The following is a 19,872-nucleotide window of genomic DNA, read 5'->3' on the forward strand; positions in this document are numbered from 1 at the left end:
TCATATCAAAACTCTGTGTCAGGGCGAGTTAACCATTTCTCGACTTGATAAAGATTATGCACAATGGCTTTTGGCTTAGCCGCTTTGAGGGTGATTTCTGAATGCGCGCCATGGGTGATACCCAAACTGTGAGCACCAGCATTATGAGCCATCATTAAGTCGAACTCGGTATCACCAATCATCAGGGTTTGTTCGGCATCGACACCAGCAAAATCCATCAGCTCCATCAACATCTGAGGGTGAGGTTTGGAATGACATTCATCTGCACAGCGGGTAGAGATGAATAACTCAGCCAGACCAGTTTGACTCAATGCTCTATCCAGACCTCGTCGACTTTTTCCTGTTGCAACGCCCAGAAATATTTCTTGCTCATTGAGTTGTTTAAGCAGATTTTCAGCATGTTCAAACAGAGGTGTTGTCTCCGGCGTATTTATCCAGGTCTGGCGATAGCAATCGGCTAGTGCATTCCAGGTAGCTGTATCGGCATCAGGGTATAAGGTTTGCACGGCTTCATTTAAGCCCAGGCCGATAATATGACTCACCTGACTGTCACTCAATGGCTCAAGTGATAATGTGTTGATGGCTTGATGCATACAATAAGTGATATGGCCTGTTGAATCCATCAAGGTCCCATCCCAGTCGAACACAATGAGTTGGTAACGGCTCATGACAGCTCCAGTTGTTTGATTACCTGTGCCAGCTTCTCTGGAAGCGGAGCTTCAAGTGATAGTGGCTCCTGAGTGATAGGATGGTGAATACCCAATCGCCAGGCATGCAGGAATAAACGTTTAAGACCAAATGTTTTCATTTGTTTATTAAATTCACGATCGCCATATTTATCGTCGCCAGCTACCGGATGACCAGACCAGGCAGAGTGAACACGAATTTGATGTGTTCTTCCGGTAAACAGTTTGACTTCGCTAAGCTGTGCAATGCCATACCCTTGTCTTTTTATAAACAGTGTCTTTGCTGATTTACCTTCCGGATCGACTTTAACCATACGTTCGCCTGAAGACACAGTGTTTTTTTGTAATGGCTGCTCGATATAAACTTCATCGCTGTTCATTTCATCTTTAAGCAATGTCAGGTAGCGTTTATCAATACCATCTGAAAGCATTTGTTGCTGGAGATTAAGCAGACTTTCGCGACTTTTTGCGATTAACAGGCAGCCTGAAGTATCTCGATCCAGACGATGAACTAATTCGATAAACTCTAATTCGGGTTTTATTAAGCGAAAAGCTTCAATGACACCAACTTGAATTTGTGAACCGGCATGAACAGCAAGACCCGAAGGTTTATTTAAGACGAGCATGGCATCATCTTCAAAAATGATACTGGCCAGTAGTTGTTGTTTCAGTGATTCATTAATCTCGGTGGGCGCCGTTTTTTCTGAAACCTGTAGTGGTGGTACCCGAATAATATCACCAGCCTCAATTTTATAGGTTTGTTTGATGCGTCCTTTATTGACCCGAACTTCTCCTTTACGAATAGCTCGATATATGCGACTTTTGGGCACACCTTTTTCAAGGGTTAGTAAAAAATTGTCGATACGTTGCCCGGCTTGAGAAGCACTTATTTCAAGAAATTGGACTTTTTGTAACTGTGGTTTGTGAGCTGCCATAGAATAGGTTTAATTTTTCAGTTGCTGAGATGGCAATAGACTGCTATATTCGATCGTTGGTCCGTGCGTAAAATGAGGTCAGTATACCTACTTTTGCCCACGTTGACTGATTTTTGCGTCGCGCCCTCCATAAATGAGGTTGATGCGGCGCCCGGTAAACAAATATATCTTGGCTGAACAGGGGTTCAGCAGGCGGACTCATAGGGAGTCCTTGTAAGAATATCAGGTTCCCATGTCTTGATTGCCATCAAAACGAGTAGAAAGACGCATCAGGCAGGACGACAATTTAAAGTAATTAATATAAGAAAAAACGGTTCAGGTACACAAAGCTTGAACAGGCTGAAAACCAATAAAAGTTGCAGAACCTTATTGCAACACGATGAAAGATACAAAGATGAATCATGAATGCCTTGATGGGGGGCACATGAATAAACAATACGATTTACAATTAATTACTGAATAACAGACATCGTCGCTCTGTAAAGCCCGATTGGCTATCGCGTCCGCTACGGTGGTGTGCGGCAGGATATGCGAACCTCAACATTGAGGTTAGTGCATGAAACGAATTTTAATTAACGCAACACATGAAGAAGAGTTGCGTGTGGCAATGGTCGATGGCCAGCGCCTGTTTGATCTGGATATCGATACGCCTTCCAGAGAACAAAAGAAAGGTAATATTTATAAAGGAAAAATCACTCGTGTAGAACCGAGTTTAGAAGCTGTTTTTGTTGATTATGGTGCAGAAAGACAAGGCTTCTTACCACTGAAAGAAATTTCAAAAACCTACTTCAAAAAGCGTGATGATAATGACGACAATAACGGTCGTCTGAATGTTCAGGACGTACTTTCTGTTGGTCAGGAACTGGTTGTCCAAATTGAAAAAGAAGAACGTGGTAATAAAGGTGCTGCGCTGACAACATTCATCAGTCTGGCTGGTCGCTATTTAGTATTAATGCCAAACAGCCCCCGTGCTGGTGGTATTTCACGTCGTATCGAAGGTGATGACCGTGCAGAGCTGCAAGAAGCCCTGCGCTCACTTGAAGTACCTGATGGTATGGGCATGATTGTGCGTACTGCAGGTGTGGGGAAACAACCTGAAGAATTGCAGTGGGATCTTGAATATCTTGTCCAATTATGGACAGCGATTGATGTTGCTGTAAAAGACCGCAGCGCGCCATTCCTTGTCTATCAGGAAAGCAATATTATCATCCGCGCATTACGCGATTATCTGCGTAAAGATATCGGTGAGATTCTGGTCGATTCGCCTGAAGTTTACCAAACAGGCTATGACTTTATGCGTATGGTCATGCCACATGAACTGAACAAGTTTAAGTTGTATCAGGACAAAGTACCGCTATTTACCCGCTATCAGGTTGAAAGCCAGATTGAGAGTGCTTTCCGTCATGAGGTTCGCCTGCCATCGGGCGGTGCATTAGTGATTGACCCGACGGAAGCGTTGATTTCTATCGATGTGAACTCAGCACGCGCTAATAAAGGTGGTGACATTGAGGAAACAGCCTTTAATACTAATCTTGAAGCGGCAGAAGAAATTGCACGCCAGTTAAGATTGCGTGATTTAGGTGGTTTGGTCGTTATTGATTTCATCGATATGGGCCCAAGCCGTAACCAGCGTGAAGTTGAAAATCGTTTACGTGAACATCTGAAAGCCGATCGTGCCCGGGTGCAAGTTGGCCGCATTTCTCGCTTTGGTTTGTTAGAAATGTCACGTCAGCGCTTACGTCCTGCACTGGGTGATGCTCATCAGGAAATCTGTCCTCGTTGTGCGGGTCTTGGCCATGTTCGTGGTGTTGAGTCTCTGGGCTTAGCGGTATTACGCCTTATCGAAGAAGAAGCAACAAAAGACCGTGTATCACAGTTAATTGTGCAGCTACCTGTTCCTGTTGCGACATTCATTCTTAATGACAAACGTACACAGGTCGATATCATTGAGAAGCGTCATGGGGTGAAATTGGTGTTAATTCCAAATCCACACCTGGAGACACCTCACTATGATATCGAACGCATTAAGGATGGCAGTGAGCGTAATGAAGTCAGTCATCAATTAATTTCTCCACCAGAACAGGAAGTACCGGTTGTGCTGCGTGATAAGCCAACGATGGAACAACCTGCGGTGAAAGGGATCTCACCTGCTGCACCAGCTCCGGTGATTGTTCGTGAGAAAGAGCCTGAACAAAAACCAAGCCTGCTTAAACGTCTGTTAAATGTGTTGACAGGAAAAAGTGAGCCAGAAAAGGAAGAAAAGCCAGTAGTGGATACTAAACAAGAAAAAAGCTCACAGGAACAACGTCCGCAGAATCGTCGGGGACGTGGTCGTTCAAAAACTAATGCAGCGGCGAATAATCAAGAGTCCACTGAAAATAACAGTGAGCGTAAAAAACCGCGTCGCAGAAATGATAAAAACACTGATAATACCGAGCAGAAAAAAGCAGAAGTGCCTGCTGCTCCGCCAGTGAAAGAAGATTCGGCAGCAGATAATAACGATGAGAAACAACCCCGTAATAGTAATGGTCGTCGTTCACGTCGTGGTGGTCGCCGTCGTCGTCCTGCACGTGCTGAAAATGGTTCACCTGAGAACAATACGGTTAATTCTACAGAGGTGGATAAAGGCAATATGGCGCCACCGCCGCCGCCAGAAATCGATGGTAACGCTATTCCTGAGCCTGAACCTGAAGTGAATGGCAATCTCATCAAAGCGGATAAAGAGCCGGAAGTGGATGGCAACAAAGTACCTGCCAGTAAGCCTCGTCGACCTCGTTCATCAGGCCCGACAAACAGACGCCGTCGTCCAAGTGATAAGGACAAAGCCGAAGCGGCAGCTGCTAGTGCAGCCAAAGAAGGTGATGTAGCTAAAGCTGCTGCTCCAGCTCCAGCTCCAGCTAAAGAAGGTGATTCTGCTAAACCTGTAGAAAAACCAGCTGCTAGTGATAAGCCAGTTGAAAAACAGGTGGAAAAACAAGCTGAAGAAAAGAAAGTGGTAGTAGAAAAAAGTCCTGCTTCGGATGATAATGGCCCTGAAAAGAAAACCAAGGCCAAATCTGAAGTGAGTGAGACGAATGCCACGCAAGAGTAATATTCTGCACGAAGAACTGCTGGCCTTAATCGGCCAGCAGGTTTCTTATCAACAACATCGTTGTGAGATTATTGAGCTGTTGGATGGCGCTGAATTAATCCTGCAAGTGTTAGAGTCAGGCCATAATATTCAGCCTAATCAATACGGAGAGGGTCACAGGCCTGTCCCGGTCACATATACCTTACCTGTCTTTGATGGTGAAGGAAATTTACACGCTGAACTGATTGCTGCAGGTCTGGATAAGCTACTCTGCCAATAAACGTCTGACTTCAAGTAAGTCTGCTTCTGTATCTACCCCATGTCCGGCACTAATTAAGGCTTCTGACATGTGTATTTTTTTACCGTGAAACAATACTCGCAATTGTTCTAAAGATTCTTCTGTTTCCAGTAAGCAGGGCGTCATTTCAGCATAGTTTTTCAGAAAAGCAGCTCGATACCCATATAAGCCAATATGGCGATAATGAGGGAGTTCTGTAGGCAAGGGTGATTTATGAAAATGATCACGCATCCAGGGGATTGGAGCCCGGCTAAAATATAAAGCATAACCCTGGCTGTCCATGACAACTTTGACCACATTTGGGTCAAACACCTGTTTTTCTTGATGGATTCGACTGAATAGTGAGGCCATATCGGCATCAGCATGCTGAGCAAGATCGGCTGCTACCTGATTAATCAGTAAGGCTGGCAAACAAGGTTCATCACCTTGCACATTAATCACAATATCGTCATCTTCAAGACGACGTTGTTGAACGACTTCCGCTAATCTATCTGTCCCGGAGCGATGAGTGTCTGAAGTCATGCAGACATCAGCATCAAAAGCACTAGCAGCCTCAGCAATGCGCTCATCATCCGTCGCGATAATCACTTTATCGGCATCACTTTCCAAAGCGCGTTCGTAGACATGCTGAATCATAGGTTTGCCAGCAATATCCAATAATGGTTTACCGGGCAAACGGCTCGATGCGAAGCGAGCTGGAATAACTATACTGAAACCCATTTAGACCTCTTCGTCCGCCGGCATTTGGCGTGCTTCTTCTATCAGCATGACCGGGATATCATCTTTGACAGGATAAGCAAGGCGGCAAGCCTTACAGATTAACTCCTGAGACTCTTTTTTATAATGCAGTTTACCTTTGCAGGCAGGGCAGGCGAGTATTTCTAAAAGCGCATTATCCATGAGAACGTTCCTTTAATTTTTGGTGAATAGCCGGAAATAGTGGGCTATCTAGCGTGGCTTCAACTGGTAAGTACCACATGTTTTTATTAGCAAAAGACTGACATTTTACGGCATCTTTCTCGGTCATTAGAATGGGCAGCTCATCATAAAATCTTAGATCTTCAGGTAAATACTGATGATGGTCAGCAAAGGCATGAGGGTGAACAATAATGTCAGTGGCGACTAATGCGTCAAAAAAACGTTTGGGATGACCAATGCCAGCCACAGCATGCACTTCTTTATGACGGAAATGCGTTAACGGCATTGTCACTGTCTCATCATGCACATTAACCCAATGCATGGCTTTTAACTGCATTGAAGGATTGTGCTCATCACCCGAGCCATTATAAATAATGAAATCAACAAAAGTCAGACGAGAGATTGGTTCCCGTAAAGGACCCACTGGCAGACAATGTTTATTACCAAAGCGTCTGCTACCATCAACAAGAATAATCTCTATATCTCGTTGCAATGCATAATGTTGAAGACCATCATCAGAAATCAGCACATCGCAATGATATTGACTCAATAAGTGAATAGCTGCCTGCGGACGGTCCGGATCAACGACAACAGGACAGCCACTGCGCTTAGCAATCAGTAAGGGTTCATCACCACATTGCTTGGCATTACTGTTTTTATGCACTTCCAATGGATATTTTCGACTTGAACCACCATAGCCACGACTAATGATGCCCGGTTTATAACCAGCCAGAGTTAATTGTTCAGCCAGCCAAATTACAAATGGGGTTTTGCCTGTGCCACCTACCGTGATATTACCCACAACAATCACCGGTACCGGCATTTTATGTGTGGTGAATAAGCCTTTACGATAAGCCCACTGACGGCATAGCACGATAAAGCGATATAACCAGCTCAGCGGTAATAAAAACCAGTATTTCGTGGCTGACTGATACCAGCTGTCAGTTAACCAGTGCATTGTGGCTAGTCATCCTGAAATTGCAGGCGATACAATTCAGCATAATGTTTTCCATTCGCTAATAATTCCTGATGTGTGCCTGTTTCAAGAATTTCACCGTCATGCATGACAATAATGATGTCGGCTTTTTCAATAGTGGATAGACGATGGGCGATGACCAGAGTAGTACGTTCACGCATCAATTCTTCAAATGCCGCCTGGATATGGCGCTCTGCTTCGGTATCAAGTGCTGACGTCGCTTCATCCAGAATCAATATTGGTGAATTACGTAACAGTGCCCTGGCAATCGCCAGACGTTGGCGCTGACCACCTGATAGCAGCACACCATTTTCGCCCACTTCAGTTTGCAGGCCTTGTGGCAATTTCTGAATGAACTCCCAGGCATGCGCTGATTTCGCAGCTTTTATGATTGCTTCTTCACTCACTTCACCTGCTTGACCATAACTAATATTGTTGGCGATGGTGTCATTGAATAATACGACCTGCTGATTAACCAATGATAATTGTTTACGTAAATCTTTTAGCGTGAGCTGACTGATATCTACGCCATCAATCAGAATCTGCCCTTTTTCAATATTATAAAAGCGGGCAAGCAGGCTGACTAAAGTCGTCTTACCACTACCAGAGTGGCCAACAAAAGCGATGGTTTGTCCCGGTGCAGCAGTGAAACAAATATCATTCAGAACACTGCCTTTGCCTTCGTCATAACTGAAACTGACATGACGATATTCAATCTGACCTTTGGCACGATCCATTGTCAGTGTGCCGCTGTCATGCTCTGGTTCTTCATCCAGTAAGGTAAAAATACTCTCTGCCGCCGCAATACCTGCTTGTAGTTTAGAGTTGACTTTTGTCAGGCGTTTTAACGGCGTGAGTAGCATAAACATCGCCGTGATAAAGGAAATAAAGCTACCAACAGTAATAGAATTGAGGACTTCAGGTAGGGTTGCCAGATAGATCACCATGGCAAGACCTAACACCGTAATCAATTGAATAACCGGTTCACTGGAAGCATCGGTGGCAATTTTTTTCATCTGTTGCCCACGATTTTTTCTGTTTATGCGATCAAAACGTGCTGTTTCATAAGCTTGACTGCCGAATGTTTTTACCTCTCGGTGTGCTTCAATAATTTCGCCACAAACATGACTGACATTGCCCATCGACCCTTGAATTTCTTTACTGATTCGGCGGAAACGGATACTGACAAAATAAACAAGGACGGCGACAAAAGGCACGGTAACTAAAATAATCAGAGACAGAAAACCGTTCAGGTAAATCATCCAGGCAATCAGACCGATAATCGTTAATGTATCCCTGATAACCGTCAAAATAGCATCGGTAGCGGCCCCAGCGACTTGTTCAACGTCATAAAGTAACTTCGACATGAGCTGGCCGGAGTTATTTTTATCGTAGAAACTGGCAGGCAGAGTAATGAGCTTCTCGAACATTTCTTCACGCAAGGTCTTGATAACATTCCTTGCAATCCAGCCAAGACCATAAGTCGTCAGAAAGTTAGCTACACCTCGAATCAAAAACAGGCCGATCAACATCAGTGGCACATACTTTATGGTGGTGGGATCTTTTTCCACAAAACTACCATCGAGCAGCGGTTTCATTAACGCCGCCATCCCGGTTTCTGTGCCGGCGAAAGCGACCATAGCAATAATGGATATTACAAAAGCCAGCCAGTATGGCTTAACGTAGCTTAATAAACGTTTATATAACTGGACTGCTGTCAGGGTGACAGGTGTTTGACTCATTGATTATTCCGCTGTTGTTTGACGTGTTGCCAGGGTCAGTTTGGTATAGCCCAATTGTTGAGCAGTATCCATGGCTGTGACGATAAGTTGATATTCAGCCTTGGCATCAGCACTGATAATCACATGGGGATCTTTTTGTTCACCGACAACACGTTTTAATGCCTCCGCTAGTGCGGCAGGGGTGACGTTGGCGATAGTCTGATCGTTCACAAGTACTTTACCATCTGCTTGTATCACAATATCTATAGGATCTGCCTGCTCGGCCATTGCTTCACCTGTGGCCTCTGGTAAATCCACTTTTAAAGAGCTTTCACGAATAAAGCTGGTGGAGACCATAAAAAACAATAAAAGTAGGAAAACGACGTCAATCATCGGTGTCAGATTGACATCCGGTTCCTCAGATCGTTTTGGTGATAGATTCACGTCTTGCTTCCTCATCTGGATCATACTGACGATCACCATGCAGAATCTCGATTAACTGCATGGCTTGCTCTTCCATACCAACCACGAGCATATTGATCTTACCGCGAAAATAGCGATAAAAAATAACACTGGGGATGGCAACGGCAAGGCCGGTAGCGGTGGTGATTAAGGCTTCTGAAATACCGCCTGCCAGGATTTCCGGATTTCCGACGCCAGCGGTGGTAATCACGGTGAATACTTTAATCATACCCAGTACCGTACCTAATAAGCCTAATAACGGTGAGATCGCTGCGATTGTTCCCAATGTGTTGAGGTTGCGTTCCAGTGCTACGGTGACATGACGACCAATGTCCTCAATGCTTTCTTTGGTTATTTCCCTTGAGCTATTGCGATTGACGAGTCCGGCAGCGAGAATCTGACCAAGAGGAGAATTGCTTTGCAGGGCTTTGATGCGATGTTCATCAACTTGATTAAATTTTAGCCATTGCCAGATCTGGGTGATCAATTCTTTAGGGGCAATGCGTTTTTTTTGAAGGCTCCAAAAACGTTCTGCGATGATAGCAATGGCGATGACCGAACAGATAAATAGCGGGATCATCAACCAACCGCCAGCTTTAAACAATTCCAGCATGATGTCAGTCTCAGTTGTTTAAACGAAAATAGCGTTCATGATACGTGAAAATTGTCTTACTCAGTAGCTTTCGACGTCCACAAATGTTCTTCATGCTGGCGCCACAAAACAGGAGCATCGCCATTGCGGAACAGGATAGCGCCATTCCAATCAGTTCTAAGAATTTCGCTGCCTACGACTTTGTAGCGCTGAACAATGTCTTTCACCGGAAAACCATAGCGATTACGAAAGCCAACAGAAAAGATGGCGTACCTGGGGGATACGGCATGCACGAATGGCATACTTGAGGAAGTTCTGCTGCCATGATGTGGCACAAGTAAAATATCGGATTTAAGTTCATCTCCATATTGCTGAACTAGTTTTTGCTCACTTTGTTTCTCAATATCACCGGGTAATAGGGCAGATTGATTTTTTCCTTGGATACGTAATACACAGGAACGCTCATTTTCTGAACCAGATTGTTCAGGAAATGGCTGTAATACAGCGAACTCAACACCATCCCACTGCCAGTGTTGCCCAGCACTACATAATAGGGTGTCGACATCACGGATGGTTTGGCTGGACATAATCTGATTCACCTCGGTGTTATTGATGACCCCGTGTAATCCGCCGATATGATCATTATCACCATGACTAATAAGTAAGGTATCAATCTGGTTAATAGCCCGGTAACGCAAGAAGGGGATAACAACAGCCTCACCCGTATTAAAACTATCGCTAAATTGAGGACCGGTATCGAATATTAGTGTGTGATGTTTGGTTTCTATCACCGATGCCAAACCCTGGCCTACATCTAAAACGCTCAGATAAAAATCACCAGAATCCGGGCGTTCGGTTTTATAAAACAGAAGTGGCATTAAAAACACCAACGCCAGATATTTTCCTGGATATCCTCTCGGCAGCAAAATTAATAAGATTGCCAGAATAAGCATGAACAGCAGTGGCCATGGATAAATAGGCGTATTCCAACTGGCAAAAGGCACATCACTTAAAAATGACAAAATATGCCAGAGGATATCGAGTAAAAAGTCAGCGGCGTAAAGCAATATTGCTGCTAATGATGAGCTGATAGGTAAAACGATCATTGCCAGAATAATCAGCGGTACAACCAAGATACTGACCAGTGGTATGGCAATCAGATTAGCTATTGGTGATATCACCGACACATCAGTAAAGAAGAAAACCAGTAGCGGGATTAATCCTAAAGCCATGACAAAGTGAATTTTTAACCAAGCAAGTCGAATAGCTGGAAAACGCTGGGTAAAACACATCAAGATAATGGCTACAGCAGCAAATGATAACCAAAATCCAGCGCTTAATAAGGCAAAAGGGTTAAGCAGCAAAACCATAATGCATGCGAGTGACAAAATATGTGAAGGGTAGACCTGACGTTTCAGAAACAGGGCTAACATGGCGAGACTTACCATTATCAAGGCTCGCTGTGTTGGAATAGATAAACCTGCAAGACAGGCATAAAAAATAGCTACCACCAGTCCAGCTACTGCGCCAATCCGATGTGCTGGTATATGAAAGGTGTTAAACGGTGAGTAACGCCATAGCCAACTTATCAGATAAAAACCCAAACCCGCGGCTAAGCCAATATGTAAGCCCGAAATCGCCATCAGATGACTTGTACCGGTTTGCCGTAAGATTTGCCATTGTGACGGGCTGATATCATCACGTTGACCAATCGCCAGTCCGAGTATCAATGGTAACTGGCTTGCTGCAGGAATAAGGGATTGGATCTGCTGTTGAAGCTGAAATCGCCAGTCGTTAATTTGCCAGTATGTGGATTTAGCCAGTCTCTGGTTGTCTGCTGCTTTTTTGATGTAACCCGTTGCGCCGATGTCTTGACTGAATAACCATTTTTCGTAATCAAAGCCACCAGGATTCATCATGCCAAAAGGTGGTTTCAGTTTAACCGTCAGTTGCCAGCGTTCTCCGGCTTTGGGGTAATGTTCAGGAGGGAAATACCAGCTTAGCTTTATTTTACTGGGTAAATCTGGGGCATCTGGCAGGAATTCAAAGCTAATATGATCAGGAAATGTTTCAGGAATTGAGGCAATAAGCCCTTGTATATGGGATACTTTTGCAGGCGCGTCCGTAGCCAGTTTATTTTCAATGGCGAATTGTGCTTGAAATGCACACCATAATAGTCCGACAATAAAACCCAATATCCATATTTTTCGATAGTAGATAAATGTCACTAAACACAGTAGTAACAAGCTTCCAGTTACTAAAGGATAGCTTACGTACAGACTAAACAATGTGCCGAGCAAAAATGCAATGGCAGTTTTATTCATATATCCCTATAATGACGCCCGACTTAGCATGTTACTGAGACGCCATGCCTCGTAAATTCCTAAAACGCATCATGCCAGATCACAACACGATGCGCGAACATCCACATCTGCGTAAGTTTGGTCAGAGATTAACTGAACCACGTTTATGGCATACCAACCGTCGTTCCATCTCTGGTGGCGTGGCATTGGGTCTATTTGTCGGATTTATGCCGATTCCTGGGCAAATGTTTGTTGCTGCCGCATTAGCGATTCTGTTTAGAGTCAATTTGCCGATTTCTGCAATGGGTGTTTGGATTACCAATCCTTTTACCATGGCTCCTATCTTTTTCTATGCCTATAAACTGGGTGCCTGGGTATTGAACGTGCCGATGGGCACACCTGCCTTTAGTCTGACCTGGGAATGGTTCTCAAAAGAGTTTTTATCGATCTGGCAACCCTTACTGTTGGGATGCACAATTTGTGGTGTGGTATCAGCAATAGCGGGCATTATTTTTGTACGCTTAGGTTGGCGATTAGTTGTTATCCATAGCTGGACACAACGTCAGCGCCAACACAAAAAGAAATCAGGCTCCGGAAGCTAAACAACCATCAATCAAGGTGAGTTGCTGATCCATTTTAGCTGCAAGTCCAGTGTCGTGGGTGACAATCACCAGTGCAGTGCCAAAATCCTCATTTAATTTCAAAATAAGCTCAAAAATACCTTGCGCTGTACGATGATCTAAATTACCGGTAGGTTCATCGGCCAGCAAACAAGCAGGTTCTGTAATTAATGCTCTGGCCAATGCTGCACGTTGGCGTTCGCCACCAGATAACTCGCTGGGTTTATGTTGAAAGCGATGAGATAGTCCAACTTTATCAAGTAACGCTGTCGCTTGTTCTTGTGCTAATGAGGGGGGCATGCCACCAATCACCAACGGCATGGCGACATTTTCAACTGCGGTAAATTCTGGCAACAAGTGATGAAACTGATACACAAAACCTAAGTGTTGATTTCGCAAACGGCTGGCAGCTTTGTTTTTCATGGCATGAATATCATTACCCTGAACCAGCACCTGGCCTTCGGTAGGTGAGTCTAAGCCGCCAAGAATGTGTAATAAGGTACTCTTACCCGAACCAGAACTACCGACAATGGCGATACGATCAGAACGATTGACCGTTAAGTTAATGTTATTCAGGACATCAGTTTTTAACTGACCATCCGTAAATGATTTTGATAATTGGCTGGCAGATAACACTGCTTGATTAGTCATAACGAAGCGCCTCGGCCGGTTTAATCTGTGATGCACGCCATGAAGGGTATAGCGTGGAAAGAATCGATAATACAAATGCCGTGATTGCTATCACACCGACATCACTCCATTCTAATTGTGATGGCAGACTACTGATGTAATAGACATCTGCAGGCATGAATTGATAGCCGATCAATTTTTCTAAACTGGCGATCAAAGACTCAATATTCCAGGCCAACAGCACACCACCAACAACCCCCATAGCGGTACCAATTAAGCCGATTAAAGTGCCCTGAACCATAAATATACCCATCACGCTGCGTGGACTCATGCCTAAGGTACGTAAGATAGCGATATCAGACTGTTTGTCAGTTACCATCATCACTAAGGTCGACACAATATTAAACGCGGCAACTGCCACAATAAGCATCAGGATGACAAACATCACCGTTTTTTCCGTTTTTAAGGCACGGAAGAAATTTGCATGCTGGAATGTCCAGTCAGCCGCACGGTAGTTAACAGGGACATCCTGCATTAATTTGCGTAACAGTTGAGGGGCTTTGAATACATCATCAAATTTTAAGCGCAAGCCGGTCACTCGACCGGGTATTTTGAATAATTTAGCGGCATCATCAATATTCATAACAGCCAGGCCACTGTCATATTCATACATACCTATTTCGAAAATACCCACCACCGTCAGACGTTTCAGTCGAGGTATGACTCCAGCTGGAGTTGGACTGACGTGTGGAGTGATCATGGTGATTTTGTCGCCGGTAGTCACACCCATAGCCGTGGCTAAATCTTTACCGAGCACGATGCCAAAACTGCCATCAGTTAAGTCGGCTAATTTGCCTTGAATAATTTTGTCGCCAATCGTGGAAACGGTTTGTTCCAATTTAGGGTCAATGCCTCGAACCAACGTGCCACGGACGCGACTTCCCTGGCTAAGCATGGCCTGACCTTCGACAAACGGAGCAGAAGCGATGACATCTGGATCATGTTTGATAAGGGTTTGTAATCCCTGCCAGTCTTTTAATGTGCCATCTTCGCCAGTAATAAAGGCATGGGAAGTCATCCCCAGGATGCGATCTTTCAGCTCTTTTTCAAACCCGTTCATCACGGAGAGAACCGTAATTAGTGCTGCAACACCTAAAGCAACACCCAACATGGAGGTTAATGAAATAAAAGAAATGAAATGATTACGACGTTTGGCGCGAGTATAACGCATGCCGATATAGAGACTGAGCGGTCTGAACATAATGTCGCCAATGATGAGAAAAAAGAAAACTGATCCCGCTGAGCAGGATCAGTCCATGTTTAGCCTTTTATGATTTCGCGAATACGGTTTTGGTTCCCTCTGGTGAACCTAGTAACAGAACATCGGCTGGACGCATCGCAAATAAACCGTTTGTTACCACACCAACGATATCGTTTAGTGTTTTTTCTAATTTGATCGGTTCCATGATATCCATACCGTGAACATCCAGAATCACATTACCATTATCGGTGATAACACCTTCACGATAGACCGGTTGACCACCCAGTTTGACGATTTCACGAGCGACATAGCTACGAGCCATTGGAATCACTTCAACAGGTAGCGGGAATTTACCCAATACATCAACCAGTTTTGAAGCGTCAGCAATACACACAAATTGTTTACTGGCTGCGGCAATGATTTTTTCACGTGTCAGAGCACCACCACCACCTTTTACCAGTTCCAGTAAATGATTAGATTCATCTGCACCATCGACATAAACTTCAATTTGATTGCAGTCATTTAAATCAAATACCTTGATGCCATTGGCTTCTAATTTTTGTGTAGAGGCTTCAGAGCTTGATACTGCGCCTTCGATACGATGTTTGATTGTCGCCAGCGCATCAATGAAGTGATTGACTGTTGAGCCGGTACCTACACCGACAATACCATCACCCTTAATGTACTCAAGCGCTGCCCACGCAGCTTGTTTTTTCATTTCATCAGCATTCATATGCAGCTTCCTTTGTTTCAAATCACTTAAAAATTATCCCGGCAATTATAGAGATAAATGGCGGTCAATGGTAACGTAAGCGATTGCTTAGAAAATGATGGCTGGATTTAGCTGTTTATAACTAAGCCTGTTTCTCAACATAACTGATTGATTTGGGCTGAAATGCTGACTGGATACGTAGAAAAAATTCTTAAAGCTCGCGTTTATGATGTAGCGAATGAAACACCTCTTGAGGTGATGCCTCGCCTATCGAAAAGACTTAACAATACGATTTTACTCAAGCGGGAAGACCTTCAGCCGGTTTTTTCATTTAAATTGCGCGGTGCTTACAATCGCATGAGTCAGCTATCTGCTGATGAACGTCAGCGCGGGGTCGTTTGCGCTTCTGCGGGAAATCACGCGCAAGGTGTGGCGCTGGCAGCAAGTAAAATGAATATTCCTGCTTTGATAGTTATGCCCAAAACCACGCCACCGATTAAGGTCGAGTCAGTCCGCGCCTATGGCGCTGAAATTAAATTACATGGCAACAGTTATGACGATGCCAGCACTTATGCCTTATCCGTTGCTGAGAAAGATGGCCGTACCTTTATTCACCCATATGATGATCCGGAAGTCATCGCCGGGCAGGGTACGATTGCGATGGAAATTATCCGTCAGCATCCAGAACCCATTCACGCTGTTTTTGTTCCTGTTGGTGGTGGTGGCCTAATTTCCGGAGTGTCGGCTTATATCAAAGCGTTTTGGCCTGAAATCAAAATCATTGCCGTCGAGCCGGCTGATGCAGCCAGTTTGAAAGCCGCGCTGGATGCAGATGAACGCGTTAAATTGGATCAAGTTGGTTTGTTTGCTGATGGTACTGCGGTCAGACAAATTGGTGTCGAACCTTTCCGAATCTGTCGTGAAACAGTGGACGAAGTCGTGACGGTCAGTAGTGACGAGTTATGTGCCGCCATTATGGATATTTTTCAGGACACACGTTCTATTGCGGAGCCCTCTGGTGCTTTGGCTGTAGCTGGTGTGAAAAAATATTTAGCGAACAACCCGATGGAAAATGAGCAACTCGTTGCCATCAATAGCGGTGCAAATATTAACTTTGATCGTTTACGTCATGTCGCTGAGCGATCCGAAATTGGTGAGCGCAGGGAAGTGCTGTTTGCCACGAAAATCGATGAGCAACCGGGCAGCTTCCAGAAATTCTGTAAAACACTGGGCGAACGAGGTATTACCGAATTTAACTATCGTTATGCTGACGACAAGCAAGCACAGGTATTTGTCGGCGTGCGCATGAATGGTCAGGAAGAAGAGCGCCAACAGTTATTTTCACAGCTGGATAATGCTGGCTATGACTGGGTCGATTTCACTGATAATGAAACTGCAAAATTGCATGTGCGTTATATGGTCGGCGGGCATGCACCTCAGGTCGATAATGAACGGTTAATTCGATTTGAATTTCCAGAGCGCCCCGGCGCCTTACTTCGTTTCCTAACCCGAATTGGGCAGCGCTGGAATATCAGTCTTTTCCATTATCGTAACCATGGAGCTGATTATGGCCGTGTGCTCGTGGGTGTTCAGGTTGGAGAAGACTATAAGCAGGAGTTTCAAACGTTTCTCGATACTTTGGGCTACACCTACTGGGAAGAAACAGATAATCCGGCTTATGAACTGTTTTTGAAATAATAAGGTATCCACGGCAGTGTTATGTACTGCCGTGGATATGAAGACTTTATTGATTAAGTTTGATACTGCCTCGCACATTGACTGAAACTTCGTTGCTACCACCCGCTAATGCGGCGGGAGCACCTTTCATCTGCATATCGGCTGACAGCATATTGGCACGTTCCATCATAGGCATGGGATTAAAGGCATTTCCATCAATCGAGATAGACACTATTTCGTAACCACTGCGATCAAATTCGTGGCTGATCAGTTTCGCTTTATCTTTAAATTTGCTGATTGCTTGTTTGAGTAATTCAGTTTTGACTTTTTCAGCCCGGTCATCCGACACCATAAACTGCATAGATTGGATATTAGCCAGGGTATTGATATCAGCAATAAATTGGCTCATTTGATCAAACTGACGTGTTTCCAGAGTCAGCTGTTGACTGACGCGCCAACTGGCAATTTTGCCATCATCGTAGATAGGCTGGGTGGAGTAGTTAGATGTTTCAGCTTTAATGGCTTTGAAATTTTTAACCGCATCCAGAACAAGGGCTGTTTTTTTATTCACCATATTAGTTAATTTGGCCGGGTCTTTTCCTTGCTCAAAAACCTGTAAACGGGTGATGAGCTCATCATTTTCAACGTCCATGCTGGCGCTGGTATCCAGAGTCACCATGCCCAGTTGTAGGCCGTCTTCAGCAAAACTGAGCGGGCTGATGGCTAAAAGCGAAATGAGTGCCAAAGTTTTTTTCATAGGTCCTTCCTTAATTGAATAAAAAATGCTGCGTCTTTTAAGACTAGCTCAAAAGCGTTAAGTTTTGATATATCATGCTTAAAATTCATTTGAGAACGGTGGTGATTAATCACTACTATTTCAACATAGTTTAAATAATCAGAAATTGAGGAACATAATGAAAGCAGAACAAAAAATCCTGCCTGATGCGACGAGCTTGATTACCGCTGCCGCAGAACATTTTGTCAGTACAGCACGATCAGCGATTGCAAAAAGAGGTGTTTTTTATGTCGCACTAGCAGGTGGTTCTACGCCAAAAGGTTTATATGAAAAATTAGCCACATCGCCATATATCGAACAGATTGACTGGGCCCGGGTACATTTGTTTTTTGGTGATGAGCGTTGTGTGCCTGCCACACATGATGATAGTAATTTTAAGATGGCACGTCAGGCTATGATCGATTTAATACCGATCCCATCAAAAAACGTGCATCGTATGCCAACAGAAAGTGGTGATGCAGCCGACGTGGCTGTGCGTTACGCTGATACCATGAAGACGGTTATGGATAGCGCACCGTTTGATTTAGTGTTGTTAGGCTTAGGCCCCGATGGTCATATTGCTTCACTGTTTCCGGAAACTCCGGCTTTGGAGGTAACTGATACACTTACGGCTAGCCTTTATGTCGAAAAATTTGATTCATGGCGCGTGACTATTACCTATCCCGTTATCAATGCTGCCCGTCAGGTAATTGTGTTTATTGCCGGTGAAGCAAAAGCTGCGATCGTTAAGGATATTACAAGTGATGCTTTATCCGGCTTACCAGTACAGCGCCTGGCGCCAGAAAATGATTATTACTGGTTTATGGATAAAGCCGCTGCGGGTCAGTAGTTATGTCACATATGCTAGCCGTCGATGTAGGTGGAACAAAAACACTGTTTGAGTTATCCGATACTGACGGTAATGTCATATACAAGCTTAGGTTAGATAGTCAACGCTTTGAGAGTTTTGATCTGATTCTCACTGCTTTTTTTGAGCAGATGCCACAAGCATATTCGATTGATTCAGCCTGTATTGCGCTTGCCGGCCCGGTCAGTGGCCAGTACGGACAAGTAACAAAATTACCATGGAAGTTAGATGCCAGCGTGATTGAGAAACAATTCTCAATCAAGCTGGTCACGCTTTGTAATGATTTTGAAGCGGTGGGTCACGGCATTGCCAGTCTTCAGTCTGAGGATTTTGAAACATTACAGAGCGGAGAGTCTAGTCATACATCGCCCCGCGTCGTATTAGGTGCTGGCACCGGATTGGGGCAGGCGATATTGATTCCTGATAATGGTGACTGGCGTGTTTTTCCGACAGAGGGAGGGCATGTTGATTTTGCTCCATTAGACCGGACACAACAGCTTTTTCTGGAGCATTTACAACAACGGCATGGGCATGTGTCTTATGACCGCATTGTCTGTGGTAGCGGGCTAGTCAGTCTTTATCATTTTCTGCGTGACTATAAACAAATCGACGAAAATAATGCCTTACGCCTGGCTATGGTCAATGGTGATGCTGCGTCTGCTATCAGTCAGTTTGCCATAGAACAGAATGATGTTTTAGCGAATGAAGCTCTAGAAATGTTTGTCGATATTTATGCAGCGCAAGCCGGTAATTTAGCGCTGACAACATTAGCCAGAGGCGGTGTATATCTGGTTGGTAATATCCTGCTGAAGAATATTGCTAAGTTCAGAGCGCCATCATTTATCAACAGTTTTGTTGAAAAAGGCCGCATGACGACGTTGATGAAGCAAATACCGGTTCATATTGTACTTGATGATGAAGTCGGTCTGAAAGGTGCGCGCTTATTAGCACAAAAAGCCATGTATAATTAACGCATGAATGAACAAAATAACGATATTTTAGTTGATGTAGAAACGACTTATCTGGATGCAGAGTCCGATCCAGAAAAAGCTCGCTATCTATTCGCTTATACCATCACCATCAAAAATCATAGCCAATCATCTGCAAGGCTCTTGTCGCGTTATTGGAAAATTACCGGTGGCGATGGTCATGAACAAGAAGTGGAAGGGGATGGTGTTGTAGGTCTTCATCCTTATCTTGCCCCTGAGCAGGAGTTCACATATACCAGTGCGGCTATGTTAGATACCCCTGTCGGTATGATGCAAGGTCACTACAAAATGATGGGCGATAATGGCGAACGTTTTGAAGTGAATATTCCTGCATTTACCCTGGCTGCGCCACGTAAACTGCACTAAGCCATAAGCTCTG

20 protein-coding genes are annotated in these 19,872 nt (G+C 44.4%); 7 read left to right on the top strand and 13 right to left on the bottom strand.

Features of this window, described 5'->3' with window-relative positions:
- Positions 1–5 precede the first annotated feature (5 nt).
- Both BM232_RS06380 and BM232_RS06385 read right to left on the bottom strand, forming a co-directional pair.
- On the bottom strand, positions 6–668 hold the full coding sequence (locus BM232_RS06380; RefSeq protein ID WP_091712518.1) for an HAD-IA family hydrolase: 663 nt from the start codon (positions 666–668) through the stop codon (positions 6–8).
- Positions 665–1,621: an RluA family pseudouridine synthase gene (locus tag BM232_RS06385; protein ID WP_091712520.1), complete on the bottom strand. Its 957-nt coding sequence runs from the start codon at positions 1,619–1,621 to the stop codon at positions 665–667. The genes BM232_RS06380 and BM232_RS06385 overlap by 4 nt, the downstream gene beginning before the upstream one ends.
- Positions 1,622–2,177: 556 nt before the next feature.
- Here BM232_RS06385 and BM232_RS06390 point away from each other — a divergent pair.
- Both BM232_RS06390 and BM232_RS06395 read left to right on the top strand, forming a co-directional pair.
- Positions 2,178–4,712, top strand: coding sequence for an Rne/Rng family ribonuclease (locus tag BM232_RS06390; RefSeq protein ID WP_091712522.1), 2,535 nt, complete (start codon positions 2,178–2,180; stop codon positions 4,710–4,712).
- Complete coding sequence (locus BM232_RS06395; RefSeq protein ID WP_007146681.1) at positions 4,696–4,971, top strand: hypothetical protein; 276 nt, start codon at positions 4,696–4,698, stop codon at positions 4,969–4,971. The genes BM232_RS06390 and BM232_RS06395 overlap by 17 nt, the downstream gene beginning before the upstream one ends.
- Here the strand turns inward: BM232_RS06395 and kdsB are convergent.
- From kdsB to BM232_RS06430, 7 genes are read right to left on the bottom strand one after another with little or no spacing between them, the layout of a single operon-like run.
- Positions 4,957–5,709, bottom strand: a complete 753-nt coding sequence (gene kdsB / locus BM232_RS06400) for a 3-deoxy-manno-octulosonate cytidylyltransferase (RefSeq protein WP_091712524.1) — start codon at positions 5,707–5,709, stop codon at positions 4,957–4,959. The genes BM232_RS06395 and kdsB overlap by 15 nt on opposite strands.
- On the bottom strand, positions 5,710–5,889 hold the full coding sequence (locus BM232_RS06405) for a Trm112 family protein (protein ID WP_091712526.1): 180 nt from the start codon (positions 5,887–5,889) through the stop codon (positions 5,710–5,712).
- Entirely contained in the window at positions 5,882–6,865 is a 984-nt protein-coding gene (gene lpxK / locus BM232_RS06410; protein ID WP_091712528.1) for a tetraacyldisaccharide 4'-kinase, read from the bottom strand. Before lpxK ends, BM232_RS06405 begins: the two co-directional genes overlap by 8 nt.
- 5 nt (positions 6,866–6,870) lie before the next feature.
- Positions 6,871–8,625 carry a lipid A export permease/ATP-binding protein MsbA gene (gene msbA / locus BM232_RS06415; RefSeq protein WP_091712530.1) on the bottom strand — a complete coding sequence of 585 codons (1,755 nt, stop codon included), beginning with the start codon at positions 8,623–8,625 and terminating at the stop codon, positions 6,871–6,873.
- A 3-nt stretch (positions 8,626–8,628) separates the two neighbouring features.
- Positions 8,629–9,048: an ExbD/TolR family protein gene (locus BM232_RS06420; protein ID WP_091712532.1), complete on the bottom strand. Its 420-nt coding sequence runs from the start codon at positions 9,046–9,048 to the stop codon at positions 8,629–8,631.
- Positions 9,023–9,679: a MotA/TolQ/ExbB proton channel family protein gene (locus BM232_RS06425; protein WP_091712535.1), complete on the bottom strand. Its 657-nt coding sequence runs from the start codon at positions 9,677–9,679 to the stop codon at positions 9,023–9,025. The genes BM232_RS06420 and BM232_RS06425 overlap by 26 nt, the downstream gene beginning before the upstream one ends.
- A gap of 56 nt (positions 9,680–9,735) precedes the next feature.
- Entirely contained in the window at positions 9,736–11,982 is a 2,247-nt protein-coding gene (locus BM232_RS06430) for a DNA internalization-related competence protein ComEC/Rec2 (protein WP_091712537.1), read from the bottom strand.
- A 44-nt stretch (positions 11,983–12,026) separates the two neighbouring features.
- Here BM232_RS06430 and BM232_RS06435 point away from each other — a divergent pair, with 44 nt between their 5' ends.
- A complete protein-coding gene (locus BM232_RS06435; RefSeq protein WP_091712540.1) occupies positions 12,027–12,563 on the top strand; it encodes a DUF2062 domain-containing protein in 537 nt (178 codons plus the stop codon).
- On the opposite strand, the gene lolD is transcribed toward BM232_RS06435, so the two are convergent.
- The 3 genes from lolD to rpiA form a co-directional block, all read right to left on the bottom strand.
- Positions 12,546–13,232: a lipoprotein-releasing ABC transporter ATP-binding protein LolD gene (lolD, locus tag BM232_RS06440; protein ID WP_091712541.1), complete on the bottom strand. Its 687-nt coding sequence runs from the start codon at positions 13,230–13,232 to the stop codon at positions 12,546–12,548. The genes BM232_RS06435 and lolD overlap by 18 nt on opposite strands.
- Positions 13,225–14,472, bottom strand: coding sequence for a lipoprotein-releasing ABC transporter permease subunit (locus BM232_RS06445; RefSeq protein WP_091712543.1), 1,248 nt, complete (start codon positions 14,470–14,472; stop codon positions 13,225–13,227). The genes lolD and BM232_RS06445 overlap by 8 nt, the downstream gene beginning before the upstream one ends.
- 67 nt (positions 14,473–14,539) lie before the next feature.
- Entirely contained in the window at positions 14,540–15,205 is a 666-nt protein-coding gene (rpiA, locus tag BM232_RS06450; protein WP_091712546.1) for a ribose-5-phosphate isomerase RpiA, read from the bottom strand.
- 162 nt (positions 15,206–15,367) lie between these two features.
- Between rpiA and ilvA the strand changes: the two genes are divergently transcribed.
- A complete protein-coding gene (gene ilvA / locus BM232_RS06455) occupies positions 15,368–16,882 on the top strand; it encodes a threonine ammonia-lyase, biosynthetic (RefSeq protein WP_091712548.1) in 1,515 nt (504 codons plus the stop codon).
- Positions 16,883–16,928: 46 nt separating this feature from the next.
- Here the strand turns inward: ilvA and BM232_RS06460 are convergent, their stop codons facing one another.
- Positions 16,929–17,618: an SIMPL domain-containing protein gene (locus tag BM232_RS06460; protein WP_091712550.1), complete on the bottom strand. Its 690-nt coding sequence runs from the start codon at positions 17,616–17,618 to the stop codon at positions 16,929–16,931.
- 157 nt (positions 17,619–17,775) lie between these two features.
- On the opposite strand from BM232_RS06460, the gene pgl reads away from it, so the two are divergent.
- From pgl to apaG, 3 genes are read left to right on the top strand one after another with little or no spacing between them, the layout of a single operon-like run.
- Positions 17,776–18,486 carry a 6-phosphogluconolactonase gene (pgl, locus tag BM232_RS06465; protein WP_091712552.1) on the top strand — a complete coding sequence of 237 codons (711 nt, stop codon included), beginning with the start codon at positions 17,776–17,778 and terminating at the stop codon, positions 18,484–18,486.
- A 2-nt stretch (positions 18,487–18,488) separates the two neighbouring features.
- Positions 18,489–19,475, top strand: a complete 987-nt coding sequence (gene glk / locus BM232_RS06470; protein WP_091712555.1) for a glucokinase — start codon at positions 18,489–18,491, stop codon at positions 19,473–19,475.
- 3 nt (positions 19,476–19,478) lie between these two features.
- Positions 19,479–19,859: a Co2+/Mg2+ efflux protein ApaG gene (gene apaG, locus BM232_RS06475; protein ID WP_091712557.1), complete on the top strand. Its 381-nt coding sequence runs from the start codon at positions 19,479–19,481 to the stop codon at positions 19,857–19,859.
- The last annotated feature ends 13 nt before the right edge of the window (positions 19,860–19,872 follow it).

The sequence above is a fragment of the Methylophaga sulfidovorans genome, from assembly GCF_900114205.1.
In the GTDB taxonomy this organism is placed as follows: Bacteria; Pseudomonadota; Gammaproteobacteria; order Nitrosococcales; family Methylophagaceae; genus Methylophaga; species Methylophaga sulfidovorans.